The following is a 17,766-nucleotide window of genomic DNA, read 5'->3' on the forward strand; positions in this document are numbered from 1 at the left end:
TTGCCCCGGGGGGGGGGGGGGGGGGGGGGGGGGGGGGGGGGGGCGGGGGTGTGGGGGGGGGGGGGGGGGGCCCCCCCCCCCGCGCGCGCCCCCCGGCCCCCCCCCCCCCCCCCCCCCCCCCCCCCGCCCCCCCCCGACCCACCCCCCACCGTCAGGCGGGACCCACCCCCCGAACCCGCCCAAAAGACGCTAGGACACCAGCCACGCGTCCACCCCCGCCAGCAGCTTCTCCTTCACCTCCTCCGGCGCCGCCGACCCCCGCACCGACTGCCGGGCCAGCTCCGCCAGTTCCGCGTCCGAGAAGCCGTGATGGACCCGCGCGATCTCGTACTGCGCCGCCAGCCGGGACCCGAACAGCAGCGGGTCGTCCGCGCCCAGGGCCATCGGAACCCCCGCCTCGAACAGCGTCCGCAGCGGCACGTCCTCCGGCTTCTCGTACACCCCCAGCGCCACGTTCGACGCCGGGCAGACCTCACACGTCACCTGCCGGTCCGCCAGCCGCTTCAGCAGCCGGGGATCCTCCGCCGCCCGCACGCCGTGCCCCAGCCGGTCCGCCCCCAGGTCGTCCAGACAGTCCCGCACCGACGCCGGGCCGGTCAGCTCACCCCCGTGCGGCGCCGACAGCAGCCCGGCCTCCCGGGCGATCGCGAAGGCCCGGTCGAAGTCCCGCGCCATGCCCCGCCGCTCGTCGTTGGAAAGCCCGAACCCGACCACGCCCCGGTCCGCGTACCGCACCGCCAGCCGCGCCAGCGTCCGCGCGTCCAGCGGATGCTTCATCCGGTTCGCCGCGACCAGCACCCGCATCCCGAGCCCGGTCTCCCGCGACGTCGTCTCCACCGCGTCCAGGATGATCTCCAGCGCCGGGATCAGCCCGCCCAGCCGCGGCGCGTACGACGTCGGGTCGACCTGGATCTCCAGCCACCCCGATCCGTCCCGCAGATCCTCCTCCGCGGCCTCCCGCACCAGCCGCTGGATGTCCTCCGGCTCCCGCAGGCACGAGCGCGCCGCGTCGTACAGCCGCTGGAAGCGGAACCAGCCCCGCTCGTCCGTCGCCCGCAGACTCGGCGGTTCCCCGCTGATCAGCGCCTCGCTCAGCGCGTCGGGCAGCCGGACTCCGTACTTGTCGGCCAGTTCCAGCACCGTCGAGGGCCGCATCGACCCGGTGAAGTGCAGGTGCAGATGGGCTTTCGGCAGCTCAGAGACATCACGTACACGCTCCATCCCAGGATCCTGCCGTACGCCTCCGCCGTCCCGGTAGCCGTTTCCCCTTTCGTGGTCTTGCTCGCACAAACAAATGGGGCACATACCGGATGCGGTATGTGCCCCGAGCCCGGAGGGCCGACGCGGCGGACGTCAGTCCCTGGCCTCCGCCAGCAGCTTCTGGATCCGGCTCACGCCCTCGACGAGATCCTCGTCGCCCAGCGCGTACGACAGCCGCAGATAGCCCGGCGTGCCGAACGCCTCACCCGGGACGACCGCGACCTCGGCCTCCTCCAGGATCAGCGCGGCCAGCTCGACCGTGTCCTTGGGCCGCTTGCCCCGGATCTCCTTGCCGACCAGCGCCTTCACTGACGGGTAGGCGTAGAACGCGCCCTCCGGCTCCGGGCAGACCACGCCGTCGATCTCGTTCAGCATCCGCACGATGGTCTTGCGCCGCCGGTCGAACGCCTCGCGCATCGCCGCCACGGCGTCCAGGTCACCGGAGACGGCGGCCAGCGCCGCGGCCTGGGCGACGTTGGAGACGTTGGACGTGGCGTGCGACTGCAGGTTCGTCGCGGCCTTGACGACGTCCTTCGGGCCGATGATCCACCCCACGCGCCAGCCGGTCATCGCGTACGTCTTCGCGACACCGTTGACCACGACGCACTTGTCGCGCAGCTCGGGCAGCACCGCCGGCAGCGACACGGCGGAGGCGTCGCCGTAGACCAGGTGCTCGTAGATCTCGTCGGTCAGCACCCACAGGCCGTGCTCGACGGCCCAGCGGCCGATGGCCTCGGTCTCCTGCTCGGTGTAGACCGCGCCGGTCGGGTTCGACGGCGAGACGAAGAGCACGACCTTCGTCTTCTCCGTACGGGCCGCCTCCAGCTGCTCCACGGTCACCCGGTAGCCGGTCGTCTCGTCCGCGACGACCTCCACCGGGACACCCCCGGCCAGCCGGATCGACTCCGGGTAGGTCGTCCAGTACGGCGCGGGCACGATGACCTCGTCGCCCGGGTCGAGGATCGCGGCGAAGGCCTCGTAGATGGCCTGCTTGCCGCCGTTGGTGACGAGGATCTGCGAGGCGTCGACCTCGTACCCCGAGTCGCGCAGCGTCTTCGCGGCGATCGCGGCCTTCAGCTCGGGCAGCCCGCCGGCCGGCGTGTAGCGGTGGAACTTCGGGTTCTTGCAGGCCTCGATCGCGGCCTGGACGATGTAGTCCGGGGTCGGGAAGTCGGGCTCACCGGCGCCGAAGCCGATCACCGGCCGCCCGGCGGCCTTGAGGGCCTTGGCCTTGGCGTCCACGGCGAGGGTGGCGGACTCGGAGATCGCGCCGACTCGGGCGGAGACCCGGCGCTCGGTGGGAGGGGTTGCAGCGCTCATGCGCCCCATCGTTTCAGACAGGAAACGCGGGCGGCACGGGGGTTTCACAGACTGAACAACGCCGGGCAGACCCCTGAACACCAGTCCGGATCCCGCGCGCCGCCAGGTCGATCTTCAGCCGATGTCCCGGGTCGTGGCGCCCTCCCGGCAGGCGATCTTCCGCCAACGTGCCCGTCCCGCGGCCCTATCTGTTCGACGACCGGCCGCGGACCACGTACACTCTCACCTCGTTGGCCTCCCGCGGGCTGCGCCCGACCGGTGCACACCAAGCATCCGGACGGATGCGGTACGTTGGGGGACACACAAAGGGTCGTAGCTCAATTGGTAGAGCACTGGTCTCCAAAACCAGCGGTTGGGGGTTCAAGTCCCTCCGGCCCTGCTACACACACCTTCGCCAGGATGTGTGCGCATGTACGTACAGCAATGCACCGCCGTGCGGCTCAGACCGGGCGCGGCACGGCCACGACCCGGAATCAGGTGAGGACGAGTGACGGACGCCGTGGGCTCCATCGACATGCCTGATGCCCAGGACGAGGCGCCGGAGTCCAAGAAGACCCGCAAGGGCGGCAAGCGCGGAAAGAAGGGCCCGCTGAAGCGGCTCGCCCTCTTCTACCGCCAGATCGTCGCGGAGCTGCGCAAGGTCGTCTGGCCGAGCCGCAACCAGCTCACGACGTACACGACCGTGGTGATCATCTTCGTCGTCATCATGATCGGCCTGGTCACCGTGATTGACTATGGGCTCAGCCACGCCGCCAAGTACGTGTTCGGCTGAGCAGCCCGCGAAGAGCGCCGAGGTACCCGGCGCTCCTTTCGCATGTTCCACCCCCATGTATCCAGGAAGAAGCAGCCACCGTGTCTGACCCGAACGTGAACGACGCCATCGAGCCGGTCGAGTCCGTCGAGGACGAGCTCGACACCGTCGAGGGCGCGGACAGCGAGGACACCGAGACCTCCGCCGAGGTCGAGGCTGCCGACGCCGTCGCGGACGACGACGCCGCCGAGGCGGAGACCGAGACCGGCGACGAGGTCGCGGACGAGGCCGAGGAAGAGCCCGAGGACGACCGCGACCCGATCGAGAAGCTCCGCGAGGAACTGCGGGTCCTGCCCGGCGAGTGGTACGTCATCCACACCTACGCCGGCTACGAGAACCGCGTGAAGACCAACCTGGAGCAGCGCGCCGTCTCGCTGAACGTCGAGGACTACATCTTCCAGGCCGAGGTGCCGCAGGAAGAGGTCGTCCAGATCAAGAACGGCGACCGCAAGACGATCAAGCAGAACAAGCTCCCGGGTTACGTCCTGGTCCGCATGGACCTGACGAACGAGTCCTGGGGCGTCGTCCGCAACACCCCCGGCGTGACCGGCTTCGTGGGCAACGCCTACGACCCGTACCCGCTGACCCTGGACGAGATCGTCAAGATGCTCGCCCCCGAGGCCGAGGAGAAGGCCGCCCGCGAGGCCGCCGAGGCCGAGGGCAAGCCGGCTCCGCAGCGCAAGGTCGAGGTCCAGGTGCTGGACTTCGAGGTCGGCGACTCGGTCACCGTCACCGACGGCCCGTTCGCCACGCTGCAGGCGACCATCAACGAGATCAACCCCGACTCCAAGAAGGTCAAGGGCCTCGTCGAGATCTTCGGCCGCGAGACGCCGGTCGAGCTCTCCTTCGACCAGATCCAGAAGAACTAGTTTCTTCCGGACCTCACCGCTTCCGCGCAGGTCAGGCGAACGCTCCGGCGCTTGCCTGACCTGCGCGGTTTTTGGCCGCGCATCTATACCCGTTATCGTTGTGCGGTATGCCTGCATCCGGGTGGTCCCCGGGAGCGGGCAGGACCCGAACCGAAAGGACCCGGAGAGCTATGCCTCCCAAGAAGAAGAAGGTCACGGGGCTCATCAAGCTCCAGATCCAGGCCGGTGCCGCCAACCCGGCCCCGCCGGTCGGCCCCGCGCTGGGTCAGCACGGCGTCAACATCATGGAGTTCTGCAAGGCCTACAACGCCGCGACCGAGTCGCAGCGTGGCTGGGTCATCCCGGTGGAGATCACGGTCTACGAGGACCGCTCCTTCACCTTCATCACCAAGACCCCGCCGGCCGCCAAGATGATCCTGAAGGCCGCGGGCATCGAGAAGGGCTCCGGCGAGCCGCACAAGACCAAGGTCGCGAAGATCACGCGTGACCAGGTCCGTGAGATCGCCACCACGAAGATGCCCGACCTCAACGCCAACGACCTGGACGCCGCCGAGAAGATCATCGCCGGCACCGCCCGTTCCATGGGCGTCACGGTCGAGGGCTGAGCCCCAACCCCATCAGCAGAAGTGGCAGGGCCTGCTCGGCCCGGACCACGACTCCTAAGAATCCACAGGAGCAGTAGTGAGCAAGCGCAGCAAGTCCCTTCGCGCTGCGGACGCCAAGGTCGACCGGGAGAAGCTCTACGCCCCGCTCGAGGCCGTCCGTCTCGCCAAGGAGACCTCCACGACCAAGTTCGACGGCACCGTCGAGGTCGCCTTCCGCCTGGGTGTCGACCCGCGCAAGGCCGACCAGATGGTCCGTGGCACCGTGAACCTCCCGCACGGCACCGGCAAGACCGCCCGGGTCCTGGTCTTCGCGACCGGTGACCGTGCCGAGGCCGCGCGTGCCGCGGGCGCCGACATCGTCGGCGCCGACGAGCTGATCGACGAGGTGTCGAAGGGCCGTCTGGACTTCGACGCCGTCGTCGCCACCCCGGACCTCATGGGCAAGGTCGGCCGCCTCGGCCGCGTGCTCGGTCCGCGTGGTCTGATGCCGAACCCGAAGACCGGCACCGTCACCCCCGACACCGCCAAGGCCGTCACCGAGATCAAGGGCGGCAAGATCGAGTTCCGCGTCGACAAGCACTCGAACCTGCACTTCATCATCGGCAAGACGTCGTTCGACGACACCAAGCTGGTGGAGAACTACGGCGCGGCGCTGGAGGAGATCCTCCGTCTGAAGCCGTCCGCCGCCAAGGGTCGCTACATCAAGAAGGCCGCCATCACCACCACGATGGGCCCCGGCATTCCGGTCGACCCGAACCGCACCCGCAACCTCCTCGTCGAGGAGGACCCGGCCGCGGTCTGAGCCTCGGCTCGCCCGACCGGTCACGGGCCCCGCACCTGTCACAGGTGCGGGGCCCGTTCCCTTTTCCGGTACGCGCGTCCCCGGCCTGGGTTAACGTGCGGGAACCGGACGGGAACGGGGGACGTATGCAGGGCACGACCGTGCGCCGGGCGGGCCGGGTGCTCGCCGCGGCGGCCGCGCTGGCGGGACTGGCCGGCTGCACCTCCCCGGACCCCGCCGACCGCCCCGGCGGGGACCACCGCGGCCCCCGCGGAGCCGCCCTGGCCGCCCTGCGCACCGCCGAACGCGCCACGGAACGCGCCGGATCCGCCCGGGTCGAGTCCACGACGACCATGGGCTCGCTGATGTCCATGACCGCCGACGGCACCCTCGGCTGGCGCGACGGCCTCACCGGCACCCTGACCATCACCTACACCGGCGGCACGATCGCCGACACCATGCGCCGGCTCGGCACCCCCTCCATGGAGGCCCGCTACCTGCCCGACGCCTACTACGCGCGCATGGGCGACACGTTCGCCGGGAAGGCCGGCGGCAAGCACTGGATCCGGTACGGCTACGACGACCTGGAAGCCCTGGCCGGCGGCTCCGGCGCCCCCCTGGGCGACCAGCTGCGCTCCACCACGCCGAACCAGTCCGTCAAGCTCCTGCTCTCCTCCGGGGACGTCCGCAAGGCCGGCCGGGACACCGTGCGCGGCAGGACCGCCACACACTGGTCCGGCACGGTGGACACCGCCGACGTCACCGACGCCGCCCTGAGGAAGCAGCTCACCGACGCCAAGGTCACCTCCCAGACCGTCGACATCTGGGTCGACGAGCGCGACCTCCTCGTCAAGAAGGTGGAGAAGGCGCGGATGGCCGAGGGCCTGATGACCCAGACCACGCACTACGGCGACTACGGCGTGCGGGTCCGTGCCGAGCGCCCCCCGCGGTCCGACACCGGGGACTTCGAGGACCTGATGCGGCAGGGGGCTGGGACGTCCTGAGGCCCGGAATCCGGATAGATCACGTGTGCCCCCCTGGGATAGGCTCGCCGCCTTGCTGTGCAGCAAGCTTGTGTTCCTTGGGGGGAATCAATGAACAAGTCCATACCCGCCGCCGGTCTCGGTGCCCTGCTGCTCGCCGCCGGCGCGGTCGGCTGTGGAGCCGGGAAGTCGGACTCGCCGGAGATGACGCCGGCCGCCGCCGTCGCCAAGGCGGCGAAGAACACGGAGGACATCACGTCCCTCCACTACCGCATGAGCGGTACGGCGCCGGAGTCCGGCAAGGTCAAGGGCGAGGCGTCCATGCGCCTGAAGCCCACGATCGCCATGAGCATGAAGGTCTCGGCGTCCGGCCAGGCGGCCGCCGCCGGGGAGACGGAGATCCGCCTCGTCGACAAGGCCATGTACATCGGTGGGGGAGCCGAGATGGCCAAGGAGATGGACGGCAAGACCTGGATGAAGTTCGACCTGTCCGGCTCGGACGCCGGCAAGGAGCTGGACCAGCTGGGTTCGCCGAGCCAGGCCGAGCAGAACCCGGCCGCGGAGTCCACCTTCCTCACGGGCGCCAAGGACGTGAAGAAGGTCGGCACCGAGAAGGTCGACGGGGTCGAGACGACCCACTACTCGGGCACGGTCACCCTCGCCGACCTGCGCGCCTCCCTCAAGAAGGAGGACGCGCAGACCCGTGAGCGGCGCGAGAAGAGCATCAAGCAGTACGAGAAGATGGGCGTCGACAAGCTCACGATGGACATGTGGATCGACGGTGACGACCACACCAAGCAGTTCCGCACCAAGGGCGACACCGACAAGGGCCCGCTCGACATGACCATCACCTTCCTCGACTACAACGAGCCGGTGGAGATCAAGGCCCCGCCCGCCAAGGACGTCGCCGACCTCGCCGACCTGTTCAAGGACCTCGACGCGAGCTGATCCGCCCGGTCCGCTGATCCGTCGTACGGGCGGATTTGCTTGACAGCGACCCGTTCCCGTACGCTCCTACAGAAGCCAAAGACCGCTGGTCGTTACCGCGCGCTCGTACGAGGGCGCGGTGGCCGAAGGATCCGCTGAACGGCGGACGACCCGCGCAGGTGACACTGGAGAAGCTCCCGGAGTCCGCCGCCCCGTGCGGATGTGCATCCGGTCGAGCTACGCCCCGTGCGCTTGCGCCGGGGCGTTTCGTTTTCCCCAGTCCTCCTTCGGGTCCGCGCGGTCCGAATCACCCGGAAGGAGGCCGAGGCTCTATGGCGAGGCCCGACAAGGCTGCCGCGGTTGCCGAGCTGACGGACAAGTTCCGCAGCTCCAACGCCGCTGTGCTGACCGAGTACCGCGGTCTCACCGTGGCGCAGCTCAAGACGCTGCGTCGTTCGCTCGGTGAGAACGCCCAGTACGCCGTGGTGAAGAACACGCTGACCAAGATTGCGGCCAACGAGGCCGGGATCACGCTCGACGACCAGCTCTTCGCTGGTCCGACGGCCGTCGCCTTCGTCACCGGTGACCCGGTGGAGTCGGCGAAGGGTCTTCGTGACTTCGCCAAGGACAACCCGAATCTCGTCATCAAGGGCGGTGTCCTTGACGGCAAGGCGCTGTCCGCCGACGAGATCAAGAAGCTTGCGGACCTCGAGTCCCGCGAGGTTCTGCTCTCCAAGCTGGCCGGTGCCATGAAGGGCAAGCAGTCCCAGGCTGCCTCTGTCTTCCAGGCGCTGCCGTCGAAGCTCGTCCGCACCGTGGACGCGCTCCGTGCCAAGCAGGACGAGCAGGGCGGTGCCGAGTAACTCGGCTCGCATCCCGGTTGCCGCTGCCTGAACGCGGCGACCGTAGCGGGCCAGTAGTACGCCCGCCTCACATGTACATCCGGCACCTGCCGATTTAGTGGAAGGACCGCCATCATGGCGAAGCTCAGCCAGGAAGACCTGCTCGCGCAGTTCGAGGAGATGACCCTCATCGAGCTCTCCGAGTTCGTGAAGGCGTTCGAGGAGAAGTTCGACGTCACCGCCGCCGCGGCCGCCCCGGTCGTCGTCGCCGGTGGTGCCGCTGGTGGCGCCGCCGCCGAGGCCGCCGAGGAGAAGGACGAGTTCGACGTCATCCTCACGGGTGCCGGCGACAAGAAGATCCAGGTCATCAAGGTCGTGCGCGAGCTCACCTCCCTGGGCCTGAAGGAGGCCAAGGACCTGGTCGACGGTGCGCCGAAGCCGGTTCTGGAGAAGGTCAACAAGGAGGCCGCCGACAAGGCCAAGGAGTCCCTCGAGGGCGCCGGTGCCTCCGTCGAGGTCAAGTAAGACCTCCCGGATCCGCCAGGATCCACAACGCGTCCGTCAGGACGTGTAACGCGTAAGCGCCGAGGAGCGATCATCCATCCGGGTGGTCGCTCTTCGGCGTTCCGGGGGTGCGGCCACGGTTGCCTTGCAGCCTCCGTGGCGGGGGGTATGGTGATCTTCGTCGTGTCCCTGGGCGGCCCCAGGTTCGGCCAAGGGGGGCCTTGACGAACCGCACGCAGCGCGCAATTCTCAGGACGCGTCGTCACAAGGATCCGAATCCGAGGCATGGATCGGCGACGAAGAGGGCAGTATCAACGTGCGTTGAGGGCAGCGCCGTGTCGCAGGAGTGGAACAACGAGGGTGAACACGGGTTCCAGAACCCGCACTGGACATCAGTGTGCCAAGTGGCTACACTGACCCTTTGCGCTGCCTGTTAGCTGTCCCCTGCCCGTCACCAGGGGTCTGCCCTCGCCCGAGCATCGACGACAAGACATGCCTGACCTGGCCTTTCGGCCCTGTGGGCACAGCTTGTCTCCGTGTACGGGAGAGGGGCCGGTACGCGCGTAGTGAGTCCGAGCCCTCGGAAGGACCCCCTCTTGGCCGCCTCGCGCAACGCCTCGACCGCGAATACGAACAACGCCGCCAGCACTGCCCCGCTGCGCATCTCTTTTGCAAAGATCAAGGAGCCTCTCGAGGTTCCGAACCTGCTCGCGCTGCAGACCGAGAGCTTCGACTGGCTGCTCGGCAACACCGCCTGGCAGAGTCGGGTCGAGGAGGCTCTCGAGAACGGTCAGGACGTCCCCACCAAGTCCGGGCTCGAGGAGATCTTCGAGGAGATCTCCCCGATCGAGGACTTCAGCGGGTCGATGTCGCTGACCTTCCGCGACCACCGCTTCGAGCCGCCGAAGAACTCCATCGACGAGTGCAAGGAGCGCGACTTCACGTACGCCGCGCCGCTCTTCGTCACGGCTGAGTTCACCAACAACGAGACCGGCGAGATCAAGTCCCAGACGGTCTTCATGGGCGACTTCCCGCTCATGACGAACAAGGGCACCTTCGTCATCAACGGCACCGAGCGTGTCGTGGTGTCGCAGCTCGTCCGTTCCCCCGGTGTCTACTTCGACTCCTCCATCGACAAGACGTCCGACAAGGACATCTTCTCCGCCAAGATCATCCCGTCCCGGGGTGCCTGGCTGGAGATGGAGATCGACAAGCGCGACATGGTCGGTGTGCGCATCGACCGCAAGCGCAAGCAGTCCGTCACCGTCCTGCTCAAGGCGCTCGGCTGGACCACCGAGCAGATCCTCGAGGAGTTCGGCGAGTACGAGTCCATGCGCGCCACCCTGGAGAAGGACCACACCCAGGGCCAGGACGACGCGCTGCTCGACATCTACCGCAAGCTGCGTCCGGGCGAGCCCCCCACGCGTGAGGCCGCGCAGACGCTGCTGGAGAACCTCTACTTCAACCCCAAGCGCTACGACCTGGCCAAGGTCGGCCGCTACAAGGTCAACAAGAAGCTGGGCACGGACACCCCGCTGGACGCCGGGATCCTGACCGTCGAGGACATCATCGCGACGATCAAGTACCTGGTGAAGCTGCACGCCGGCGAGACCGAGACGGTCGGTGACAACGGCACCTCCGTGGTCGTCGAGACCGACGACATCGACCACTTCGGCAACCGCCGCCTGCGCAGCGTCGGCGAGCTCATCCAGAACCAGGTCCGCACGGGTCTGGCGCGTATGGAGCGAGTCGTCCGCGAGCGGATGACGACCCAGGACGTCGAGGCGATCACGCCGCAGACCCTGATCAACATCCGGCCGGTCGTCGCCTCCATCAAGGAGTTCTTCGGCACCAGCCAGCTGTCGCAGTTCATGGACCAGAACAACCCGCTGTCGGGTCTCACCCACAAGCGCCGTCTGTCGGCTCTTGGCCCGGGTGGTCTGTCCCGTGAGCGGGCCGGCTTCGAGGTCCGTGACGTGCACCCCTCGCACTACGGCCGCATGTGCCCGATCGAGACCCCCGAAGGCCCGAACATCGGTCTGATCGGCTCGCTCGCCACCTACGGCCGCGTGAACGCGTTCGGTTTCGTCGAGACGCCGTACCGCAAGGTGTTCGAGGGCCAGGTCACCGACCAGGTCGACTACCTCACGGCCGACGAGGAGGACCGCTTCGTCATCGCGCAGGCCAACGCGCCGCTCACCGACGACATGCGGTTCGCCGAGGCCCGGGTGCTCGTCCGCCGCAAGGGCGGCGAGGTCGACTACGTCGGCCCCGAGGACGTGGACTACATGGACGTCTCGCCGCGCCAGATGGTGTCGGTCGCGACCGCCATGATCCCCTTCCTGGAGCACGACGACGCCAACCGTGCCCTGATGGGCGCGAACATGATGCGCCAGGCCGTGCCGCTGATCAAGTCCGAGTCGCCGCTCGTCGGCACCGGCATGGAGTACCGCTCCGCGGTCGACGCCGGCGACGTGGTCAAGGCCGAGAAGCCCGGTGTGGTCCAGGAGGTCTCCGCGGACTACATCACCACCGCCAACGACGACGGCACGTACATCACGTACCGTCTGGCCAAGTTCGCCCGCTCCAACCAGGGCACCTCGGTCAACCAGAAGGTCATCGTCAACGAGGGCGACCGGATCATCGAGGGCCAGGTCCTGGCCGACGGTCCGGCCACCCAGAACGGCGAGATGGCGCTGGGCAAGAACCTGCTCGTGGCGTTCATGCCGTGGGAGGGTCACAACTACGAGGACGCGATCATCCTGTCGCAGCGCCTCGTGCAGGACGACGTCCTCTCCTCGATCCACATCGAGGAGCACGAGGTCGACGCCCGTGACACCAAGCTCGGCCCCGAGGAGATCACCCGGGACATCCCGAACGTCTCCGAGGAGGTCCTCGCCGACCTCGACGAGCGCGGCATCATCCGCATCGGCGCCGAGGTCATCGCCGGTGACATCCTCGTCGGCAAGGTCACGCCCAAGGGTGAGACCGAGCTGACGCCCGAGGAGCGCCTGCTGCGCGCGATCTTCGGTGAGAAGGCCCGTGAGGTCCGTGACACCTCGCTGAAGGTGCCGCACGGCGAGACCGGCAAGGTCATCGGCGTCCGCGTCTTCGACCGCGAGGAGGGCGACGAGCTTCCCCCCGGTGTGAACCAGCTGGTGCGCGTCTACGTCGCGCAGAAGCGCAAGATCACCGACGGTGACAAGCTCGCCGGCCGCCACGGCAACAAGGGCGTCATCTCCAAGATCCTGCCGATCGAGGACATGCCGTTCCTGGAGGACGGCACCCCGGTCGACATCATCCTCAACCCGCTGGGCGTGCCGTCCCGAATGAACCCGGGACAGGTGCTGGAGATCCACCTCGGCTGGCTCGCCAGCCAGGGCTGGGACGTCTCCGGCCTGGCCGAGGACTGGGCGCAGCGCCTGCAGGCCATCGACGCCGACCAGGTCCCGCCGCGGACCAACGTCGCGACGCCGGTCTTCGACGGTGCCCGCGAGGACGAGCTGGCCGGTCTGCTGGAGCACACCATCCCGAACCGCGACGGCGAGCGCATGGTGCTCCCGTCCGGCAAGGCGCGGCTGTTCGACGGCCGTTCCGGTGAGCCCTTCCCGGAGCCGATCTCGGTCGGCTACATGTACATCCTCAAGCTGCACCACCTGGTCGACGACAAGCTGCACGCCCGGTCGACCGGCCCGTACTCGATGATCACCCAGCAGCCGCTGGGTGGTAAGGCCCAGTTCGGTGGCCAGCGGTTCGGCGAGATGGAGGTGTGGGCACTCGAGGCGTACGGCGCCGCCTACGCGCTCCAGGAGCTGCTGACCATCAAGTCCGACGACGTCACCGGCCGCGTGAAGGTCTACGAGGCCATCGTCAAGGGCGAGAACATCCCCGAGCCCGGCATCCCCGAGTCCTTCAAGGTGCTCATCAAGGAGATGCAGTCCCTGTGCCTCAACGTGGAGGTGCTGTCCTCGGACGGCATGTCCATCGAGATGCGCGACACCGACGAGGACGTCTTCCGCGCTGCGGAGGAGCTTGGCATCGACCTGTCCCGGCGCGAGCCGAGCAGCGTCGAAGAGGTCTGACGGGAGTCCGGCCGGGTTCGCCATGAGCCCGGCCGGCCCCAGGACCCCCGTATCAGACCCCATGACTTACAACCCTGAGAGGGATTGACGCATAGTGCTCGACGTCAACTTCTTCGACGAGCTCCGGATCGGTCTGGCCACCGCTGACGACATCCGTCAGTGGAGCCACGGCGAGGTCAAGAAGCCCGAGACGATCAACTACCGCACGCTCAAGCCCGAAAAGGACGGACTCTTCTGCGAGAAGATCTTCGGTCCGACCCGGGACTGGGAGTGCTACTGCGGCAAGTACAAGCGCGTCCGCTTCAAGGGCATCATCTGTGAGCGGTGTGGCGTCGAGGTCACCCGCGCCAAGGTGCGCCGCGAGCGGATGGGCCACATCGAGCTGGCCGCTCCCGTCACGCACATCTGGTACTTCAAGGGCGTTCCGTCGCGGCTGGGCTACCTGCTCGACCTCGCCCCGAAGGACCTGGAGAAGGTCATCTACTTCGCGGCGTACATGATCACGTACGTCGACGAGGAGCGCCGCACGCGCGACCTGCCCTCGCTGGAGGCCCACGTCTCCGTCGAGCGCCAGCAGATCGAGCAGCGCCGCGACGCCGACCTGGAGGCCCGCGCCAAGAAGCTCGAGACCGACCTGGCCGAGCTGGAGGCCGAGGGCGCCAAGGCGGATGTGCGCCGCAAGGTGCGCGAGGGTGCCGAGCGCGAGATGAAGCAGCTGCGCGACCGCGCGCAGCGCGAGATCGACCGTCTCGACGAGGTGTGGAACCGGTTCAAGAACCTCAAGGTCCAGGACCTGGAGGGCGACGAGCTGCTCTACCGCGAGCTGCGTGACCGCTTCGGCACGTACTTCGACGGCTCGATGGGTGCCGCGGCGCTGCAGAAGCGCCTGGAGTCCTTCGACCTCGAGGAGGAGGCCGAGAAGCTCCGCGAGATCATCCGCACCGGCAAGGGCCAGAAGAAGACCCGTGCGCTCAAGCGCCTGAAGGTCGTCTCCGCGTTCCTGCAGACCAGCAACAGCCCCAAGGGCATGGTGCTGGACTGCGTGCCGGTCATCCCGCCGGACCTGCGTCCGATGGTGCAGCTGGACGGTGGCCGCTTCGCGACCTCCGACCTGAACGACCTGTACCGCCGTGTGATCAACCGCAACAACCGCCTGAAGCGGCTTCTCGACCTCGGCGCGCCCGAGATCATCGTGAACAACGAGAAGCGCATGCTCCAGGAGGCCGTGGACGCGCTGTTCGACAACGGCCGTCGTGGCCGCCCGGTGACGGGCCCCGGCAACCGCCCGCTGAAGTCGCTGTCCGACATGCTCAAGGGCAAGCAGGGCCGCTTCCGCCAGAACCTGCTCGGCAAGCGCGTGGACTACTCCGCGCGTTCCGTGATCGTCGTCGGTCCGCAGCTGAAGCTGCACCAGTGCGGTCTGCCCAAGGCGATGGCGCTGGAGCTGTTCAAGCCGTTCGTGATGAAGCGCCTGGTCGACCTGAACCACGCGCAGAACATCAAGAGCGCCAAGCGCATGGTCGAGCGCGGCCGCACGGTCGTGTACGACGTGCTGGAAGAGGTCATCGCGGAGCACCCGGTTCTGCTGAACCGTGCGCCCACGCTGCACCGCCTCGGCATCCAGGCCTTCGAGCCGCAGCTGGTCGAGGGCAAGGCCATCCAGATCCACCCGCTCGTGTGCACCGCGTTCAACGCGGACTTCGACGGTGACCAGATGGCCGTGCACCTGCCGCTGTCCGCGGAGGCGCAGGCCGAGGCCCGCATCCTGATGCTGTCCTCGAACAACATCCTCAAGCCGGCCGACGGCCGTCCGGTGACGATGCCGACCCAGGACATGGTCCTCGGTCTGTTCTTCCTCACCACCGACGGCGAGATGCGCGAGCTCAAGGGCGAGGGCCGTTCCTTCGCCTCCGTCGCCGAGGCGATCATGGCCTTCGACGCGGGCGAGCTGTCGCTCCAGTCGAGGATCGACGTCCGCTTCCCGGTCGGCACCATCCCGCCGCGCGGCTGGACCCCGCCGGCGCGCGAGGAGGGCGAGCCCGAGTGGCAGCAGGGTGACAGCTTCCGGCTGAACACCACGCTGGGCCGCGCGCTCTTCAACGAGCTGCTGCCCGAGGACTACCCGTTCGTCGACTACGAGGTCGGCAAGAAGCAGCTCTCCGAGATCGTCAACGACCTCGCCGAGCGCTACCCGAAGGTCATCGTGGCGGCGACGCTCGACAACCTGAAGGCGGCCGGCTTCTACTGGGCCACCCGCTCCGGCGTCACCGTCGCCATCTCCGACGTCGTCGTTCCCGAGGCGAAGAAGGAGATCGTCAAGGGCTACGAGGCGCAGGACGAGAAGGTCCAGAAGCAGTACGAGCGCGGTCTGATCACCAAGGACGAGCGCACGCAGGAGCTCATCGCGATCTGGACCAAGGCGACCAACGAGGTCGCCGAGGCGATGAACGACAACTTCCCGAAGACCAACCCGATCTTCATGATGGTGAACTCGGGTGCACGAGGCAACATGATGCAGATGCGTCAGATCGCCGGTATGCGTGGTCTGGTGTCGAACGCGAAGAACGAGACGATCCCGCGTCCGATCAAGGCGTCGTTCCGTGAGGGCCTGTCCGTGCTGGAGTACTTCATCTCCACGCACGGTGCCCGTAAGGGTCTGGCGGACACCGCTCTGCGTACCGCCGACTCGGGTTACCTCACGCGTCGTCTGGTCGACGTCTCCCAGGACGTCATCATCCGCGAGGAGGACTGCGGCACCGAGCGCGGTCTGCGTCTGAAGATCGCCGACCGGAACGCCGAGGGCACGCTGATCAAGGCGGAGGACGTCGAGACCTCCGTGTACGCGCGCTGCCTGGCCGAGGACATCGTGGTCGACGGGCAGGTGCTGGCCCCGGCCGGCACCGACCTGGGCGACGTCCTCATCGAGGAGCTCGTCTCCCGCGGCGTCGAGGAGGTCAAGACCCGCTCGGTCCTGACCTGCGAGTCCGCCGTCGGCACCTGCGCGATGTGCTACGGCCGTTCGCTGGCCACCGGCAAGCTGGTCGACATCGGTGAGGCGGTCGGCATCATCGCCGCCCAGTCCATCGGTGAGCCCGGCACCCAGCTGACGATGCGTACCTTCCACACCGGTGGTGTGGCCGGTGACGACATCACCCAGGGTCTGCCGCGTGTCGTCGAGCTCTTCGAGGCCCGTACCCCGAAGGGTGTCGCCCCGATCTCCGAGGCCTCCGGCCGCGTGCGGATCGAGGAGACCGAGAAGACCAAGAAGATCGTCATCACGCCGGACGACGGCAGCGACGAGACGGCCTACCCGATCTCCAAGCGCGCCCGTCTCCTGGTCAGCGAGGGCGAGCACGTCGAGGTGGGCCAGAAGCTCACCGTGGGTGCCACCAACCCGCACGACGTGCTGCGCATCCTGGGCCAGCGTGCCGTCCAGGTCCACCTGGTCGGCGAGGTCCAGAAGGTCTACAACTCGCAGGGTGTGTCGATCCACGACAAGCACATCGAGATCATCATCCGGCAGATGCTCCGCCGCGTGACGATCATCGAGTCCGGCGACGCCGAGCTGCTGCCCGGCGAGCTGGTCGAGCGCTCGAAGTTCGAGCACGAGAACCGTCGTGTGGTCCAGGAGGGCGGTCACCCGGCCTCCGGTCGTCCGCAGCTGATGGGTATCACCAAGGCCTCGCTGGCGACGGAATCCTGGCTGTCGGCCGCCTCCTTCCAGGAGACGACCCGAGTCCTGACGGACGCGGCGATCAACGCCAAGTCCGACAGCCTCATCGGCCTCAAGGAGAACGTCATCATCGGTAAGCTCATCCCGGCCGGTACGGGTCTGTCCCGCTACCGCAACATCCGGGTCGAGCCGACCGAGGAGGCCAAGGCCGCGATGTACTCGGCCGTCGGCTACGACGACATCGACTACTCGCCGTTCGGCACGGGCTCCGGCCAGGCCGTTCCGCTGGAGGACTACGACTACGGTCCGTACAACCAGTAAGCGAGTCGCTTGAACGGAGGGCGGTCATCCTGCGGGGTGGCCGCCCTCCGGCGCGTCCAGGGCCCTGTGCGGCTCCCGCCACCCCGCCGGGCCGGGCGGGGCCCGCCGGCGCCGCAGGAGGGCCCCGGAGCCCCGCAGTGGCCGACACGCCGGTCCCGTGGGGGACGCCCCGGTGCCGGAAACGCCGATGCGGCGCATCATGGAAGGACTCCGGCTCCGGGGGAGGTGCTCCGTGTCGCAGCCGTCCTATCCGTCCTGGCAGCCCTGGCAGGGTCACAGCGTGCCGTCGATGCTGGCCTCGCACGCCGACCGGGAGCGGGCCGTGGACGTGCTCAGAGCGGGGTACGGCGAGGGGCGGATGGAGCACGCGGAGTTCGAGAAGCGGGTGGCGCGGGCGTACGCGGCGCGGACCGTGGGGGAGCTGGCGCTGCTGGTCGCCGATCTGCCGCAGGGGCCGGTGCCGCAGTCCCTGACGGCCGTGGCCGTGCCGCCGGTGTTCGCGCCGGTGCCGCGGCCGCAGACCAACGGCAAGGCCGTCGCCGCCGCCGTGTGCGGGCTGCTGTGCGTGCCGACCATGGGGCTGACCGGCCTTCCGGCCGTCGTGCTGGGCCATGTGGCGCGGTCCGAGATCCGCAGCAGGGGGGACCTGGGGGACGGGCTGGCGCTGACCGGACTCGTGCTCGGGTGGCTGTCGACCGCCGGCTGGGCACTCGTGCTGGTGTTGCTGACCCTGGTGTCGCTCGCGGCCGGCTGACATCCGGCCGGGGCACCGGTAATGTAGGCAAATC

13 protein-coding genes and 1 tRNA gene are annotated in these 17,766 nt (G+C 68.4%); 12 read left to right on the plus strand and 2 right to left on the minus strand.

Annotation, left to right across the window (positions count from 1 at the left end; translation table 11 throughout):
• Positions 1–189: 189 nt before the first annotated feature.
• The gene (locus ACIGAN_RS34045; RefSeq protein WP_365092443.1) at positions 190–1,221 is read right to left on the minus strand and encodes an adenosine deaminase; all 1,032 of its coding nucleotides are present in this window, start codon (positions 1,219–1,221) and stop codon (positions 190–192) included.
• A 132-nt stretch (positions 1,222–1,353) separates the two neighbouring features.
• Positions 1,354–2,580, minus strand: a complete 1,227-nt coding sequence (locus ACIGAN_RS34050; protein WP_399863332.1) for a pyridoxal phosphate-dependent aminotransferase — start codon at positions 2,578–2,580, stop codon at positions 1,354–1,356.
• 306 nt (positions 2,581–2,886) lie between these two features.
• On the opposite strand from ACIGAN_RS34050, the gene ACIGAN_RS34055 reads away from it, so the two are divergent.
• The 12 genes from ACIGAN_RS34055 (at position 2,887) to ACIGAN_RS34110 (ending at position 17,732) form a co-directional block, all read left to right on the plus strand.
• Positions 2,887–2,959 (plus strand) — tRNA-Trp (locus tag ACIGAN_RS34055).
• Between the two features lie 108 nt (positions 2,960–3,067).
• The gene (secE, locus tag ACIGAN_RS34060; RefSeq protein WP_094054434.1) at positions 3,068–3,352 is read left to right on the plus strand and encodes a preprotein translocase subunit SecE; all 285 of its coding nucleotides are present in this window, start codon (positions 3,068–3,070) and stop codon (positions 3,350–3,352) included.
• 80 nt (positions 3,353–3,432) lie between these two features.
• Positions 3,433–4,260, plus strand: a complete 828-nt coding sequence (nusG, locus tag ACIGAN_RS34065; protein ID WP_365092449.1) for a transcription termination/antitermination protein NusG — start codon at positions 3,433–3,435, stop codon at positions 4,258–4,260.
• A 170-nt stretch (positions 4,261–4,430) separates the two neighbouring features.
• Positions 4,431–4,865 carry a 50S ribosomal protein L11 gene (rplK, locus tag ACIGAN_RS34070; RefSeq protein ID WP_003992325.1) on the plus strand — a complete coding sequence of 145 codons (435 nt, stop codon included), beginning with the start codon at positions 4,431–4,433 and terminating at the stop codon, positions 4,863–4,865.
• Between the two features lie 76 nt (positions 4,866–4,941).
• On the plus strand, positions 4,942–5,667 hold the full coding sequence (gene rplA / locus ACIGAN_RS34075) for a 50S ribosomal protein L1 (RefSeq protein WP_351337647.1): 726 nt from the start codon (positions 4,942–4,944) through the stop codon (positions 5,665–5,667).
• Positions 5,668–5,792: 125 nt separating this feature from the next.
• Positions 5,793–6,650 carry a hypothetical protein gene (locus tag ACIGAN_RS34080; RefSeq protein WP_399863335.1) on the plus strand — a complete coding sequence of 286 codons (858 nt, stop codon included), beginning with the start codon at positions 5,793–5,795 and terminating at the stop codon, positions 6,648–6,650.
• 90 nt (positions 6,651–6,740) lie between these two features.
• The gene (locus tag ACIGAN_RS34085) at positions 6,741–7,577 is read left to right on the plus strand and encodes a DUF1396 domain-containing protein (RefSeq protein WP_365092456.1); all 837 of its coding nucleotides are present in this window, start codon (positions 6,741–6,743) and stop codon (positions 7,575–7,577) included.
• A gap of 311 nt (positions 7,578–7,888) precedes the next feature.
• Positions 7,889–8,419, plus strand: coding sequence for a 50S ribosomal protein L10 (gene rplJ / locus ACIGAN_RS34090; protein WP_142193707.1), 531 nt, complete (start codon positions 7,889–7,891; stop codon positions 8,417–8,419).
• Between the two features lie 114 nt (positions 8,420–8,533).
• A complete protein-coding gene (gene rplL / locus ACIGAN_RS34095; RefSeq protein ID WP_003998852.1) occupies positions 8,534–8,923 on the plus strand; it encodes a 50S ribosomal protein L7/L12 in 390 nt (129 codons plus the stop codon).
• Positions 8,924–9,498: 575 nt separating this feature from the next.
• Positions 9,499–12,984, plus strand: a complete 3,486-nt coding sequence (gene rpoB, locus ACIGAN_RS34100; RefSeq protein WP_351356040.1) for a DNA-directed RNA polymerase subunit beta — start codon at positions 9,499–9,501, stop codon at positions 12,982–12,984.
• A gap of 94 nt (positions 12,985–13,078) precedes the next feature.
• Positions 13,079–16,978 carry a DNA-directed RNA polymerase subunit beta' gene (locus ACIGAN_RS34105; protein ID WP_351356036.1) on the plus strand — a complete coding sequence of 1,300 codons (3,900 nt, stop codon included), beginning with the start codon at positions 13,079–13,081 and terminating at the stop codon, positions 16,976–16,978.
• Positions 16,979–17,210: 232 nt separating this feature from the next.
• Positions 17,211–17,732, plus strand: coding sequence for a DUF1707 and DUF4190 domain-containing protein (locus ACIGAN_RS34110; protein ID WP_399863338.1), 522 nt, complete (start codon positions 17,211–17,213; stop codon positions 17,730–17,732).
• Positions 17,733–17,766 lie beyond the last annotated feature (34 nt).

This window comes from Streptomyces sp. NPDC085931 (assembly GCF_044540565.1).
GTDB lineage: Bacteria > Actinomycetota > Actinomycetes > Streptomycetales > Streptomycetaceae > Streptomyces.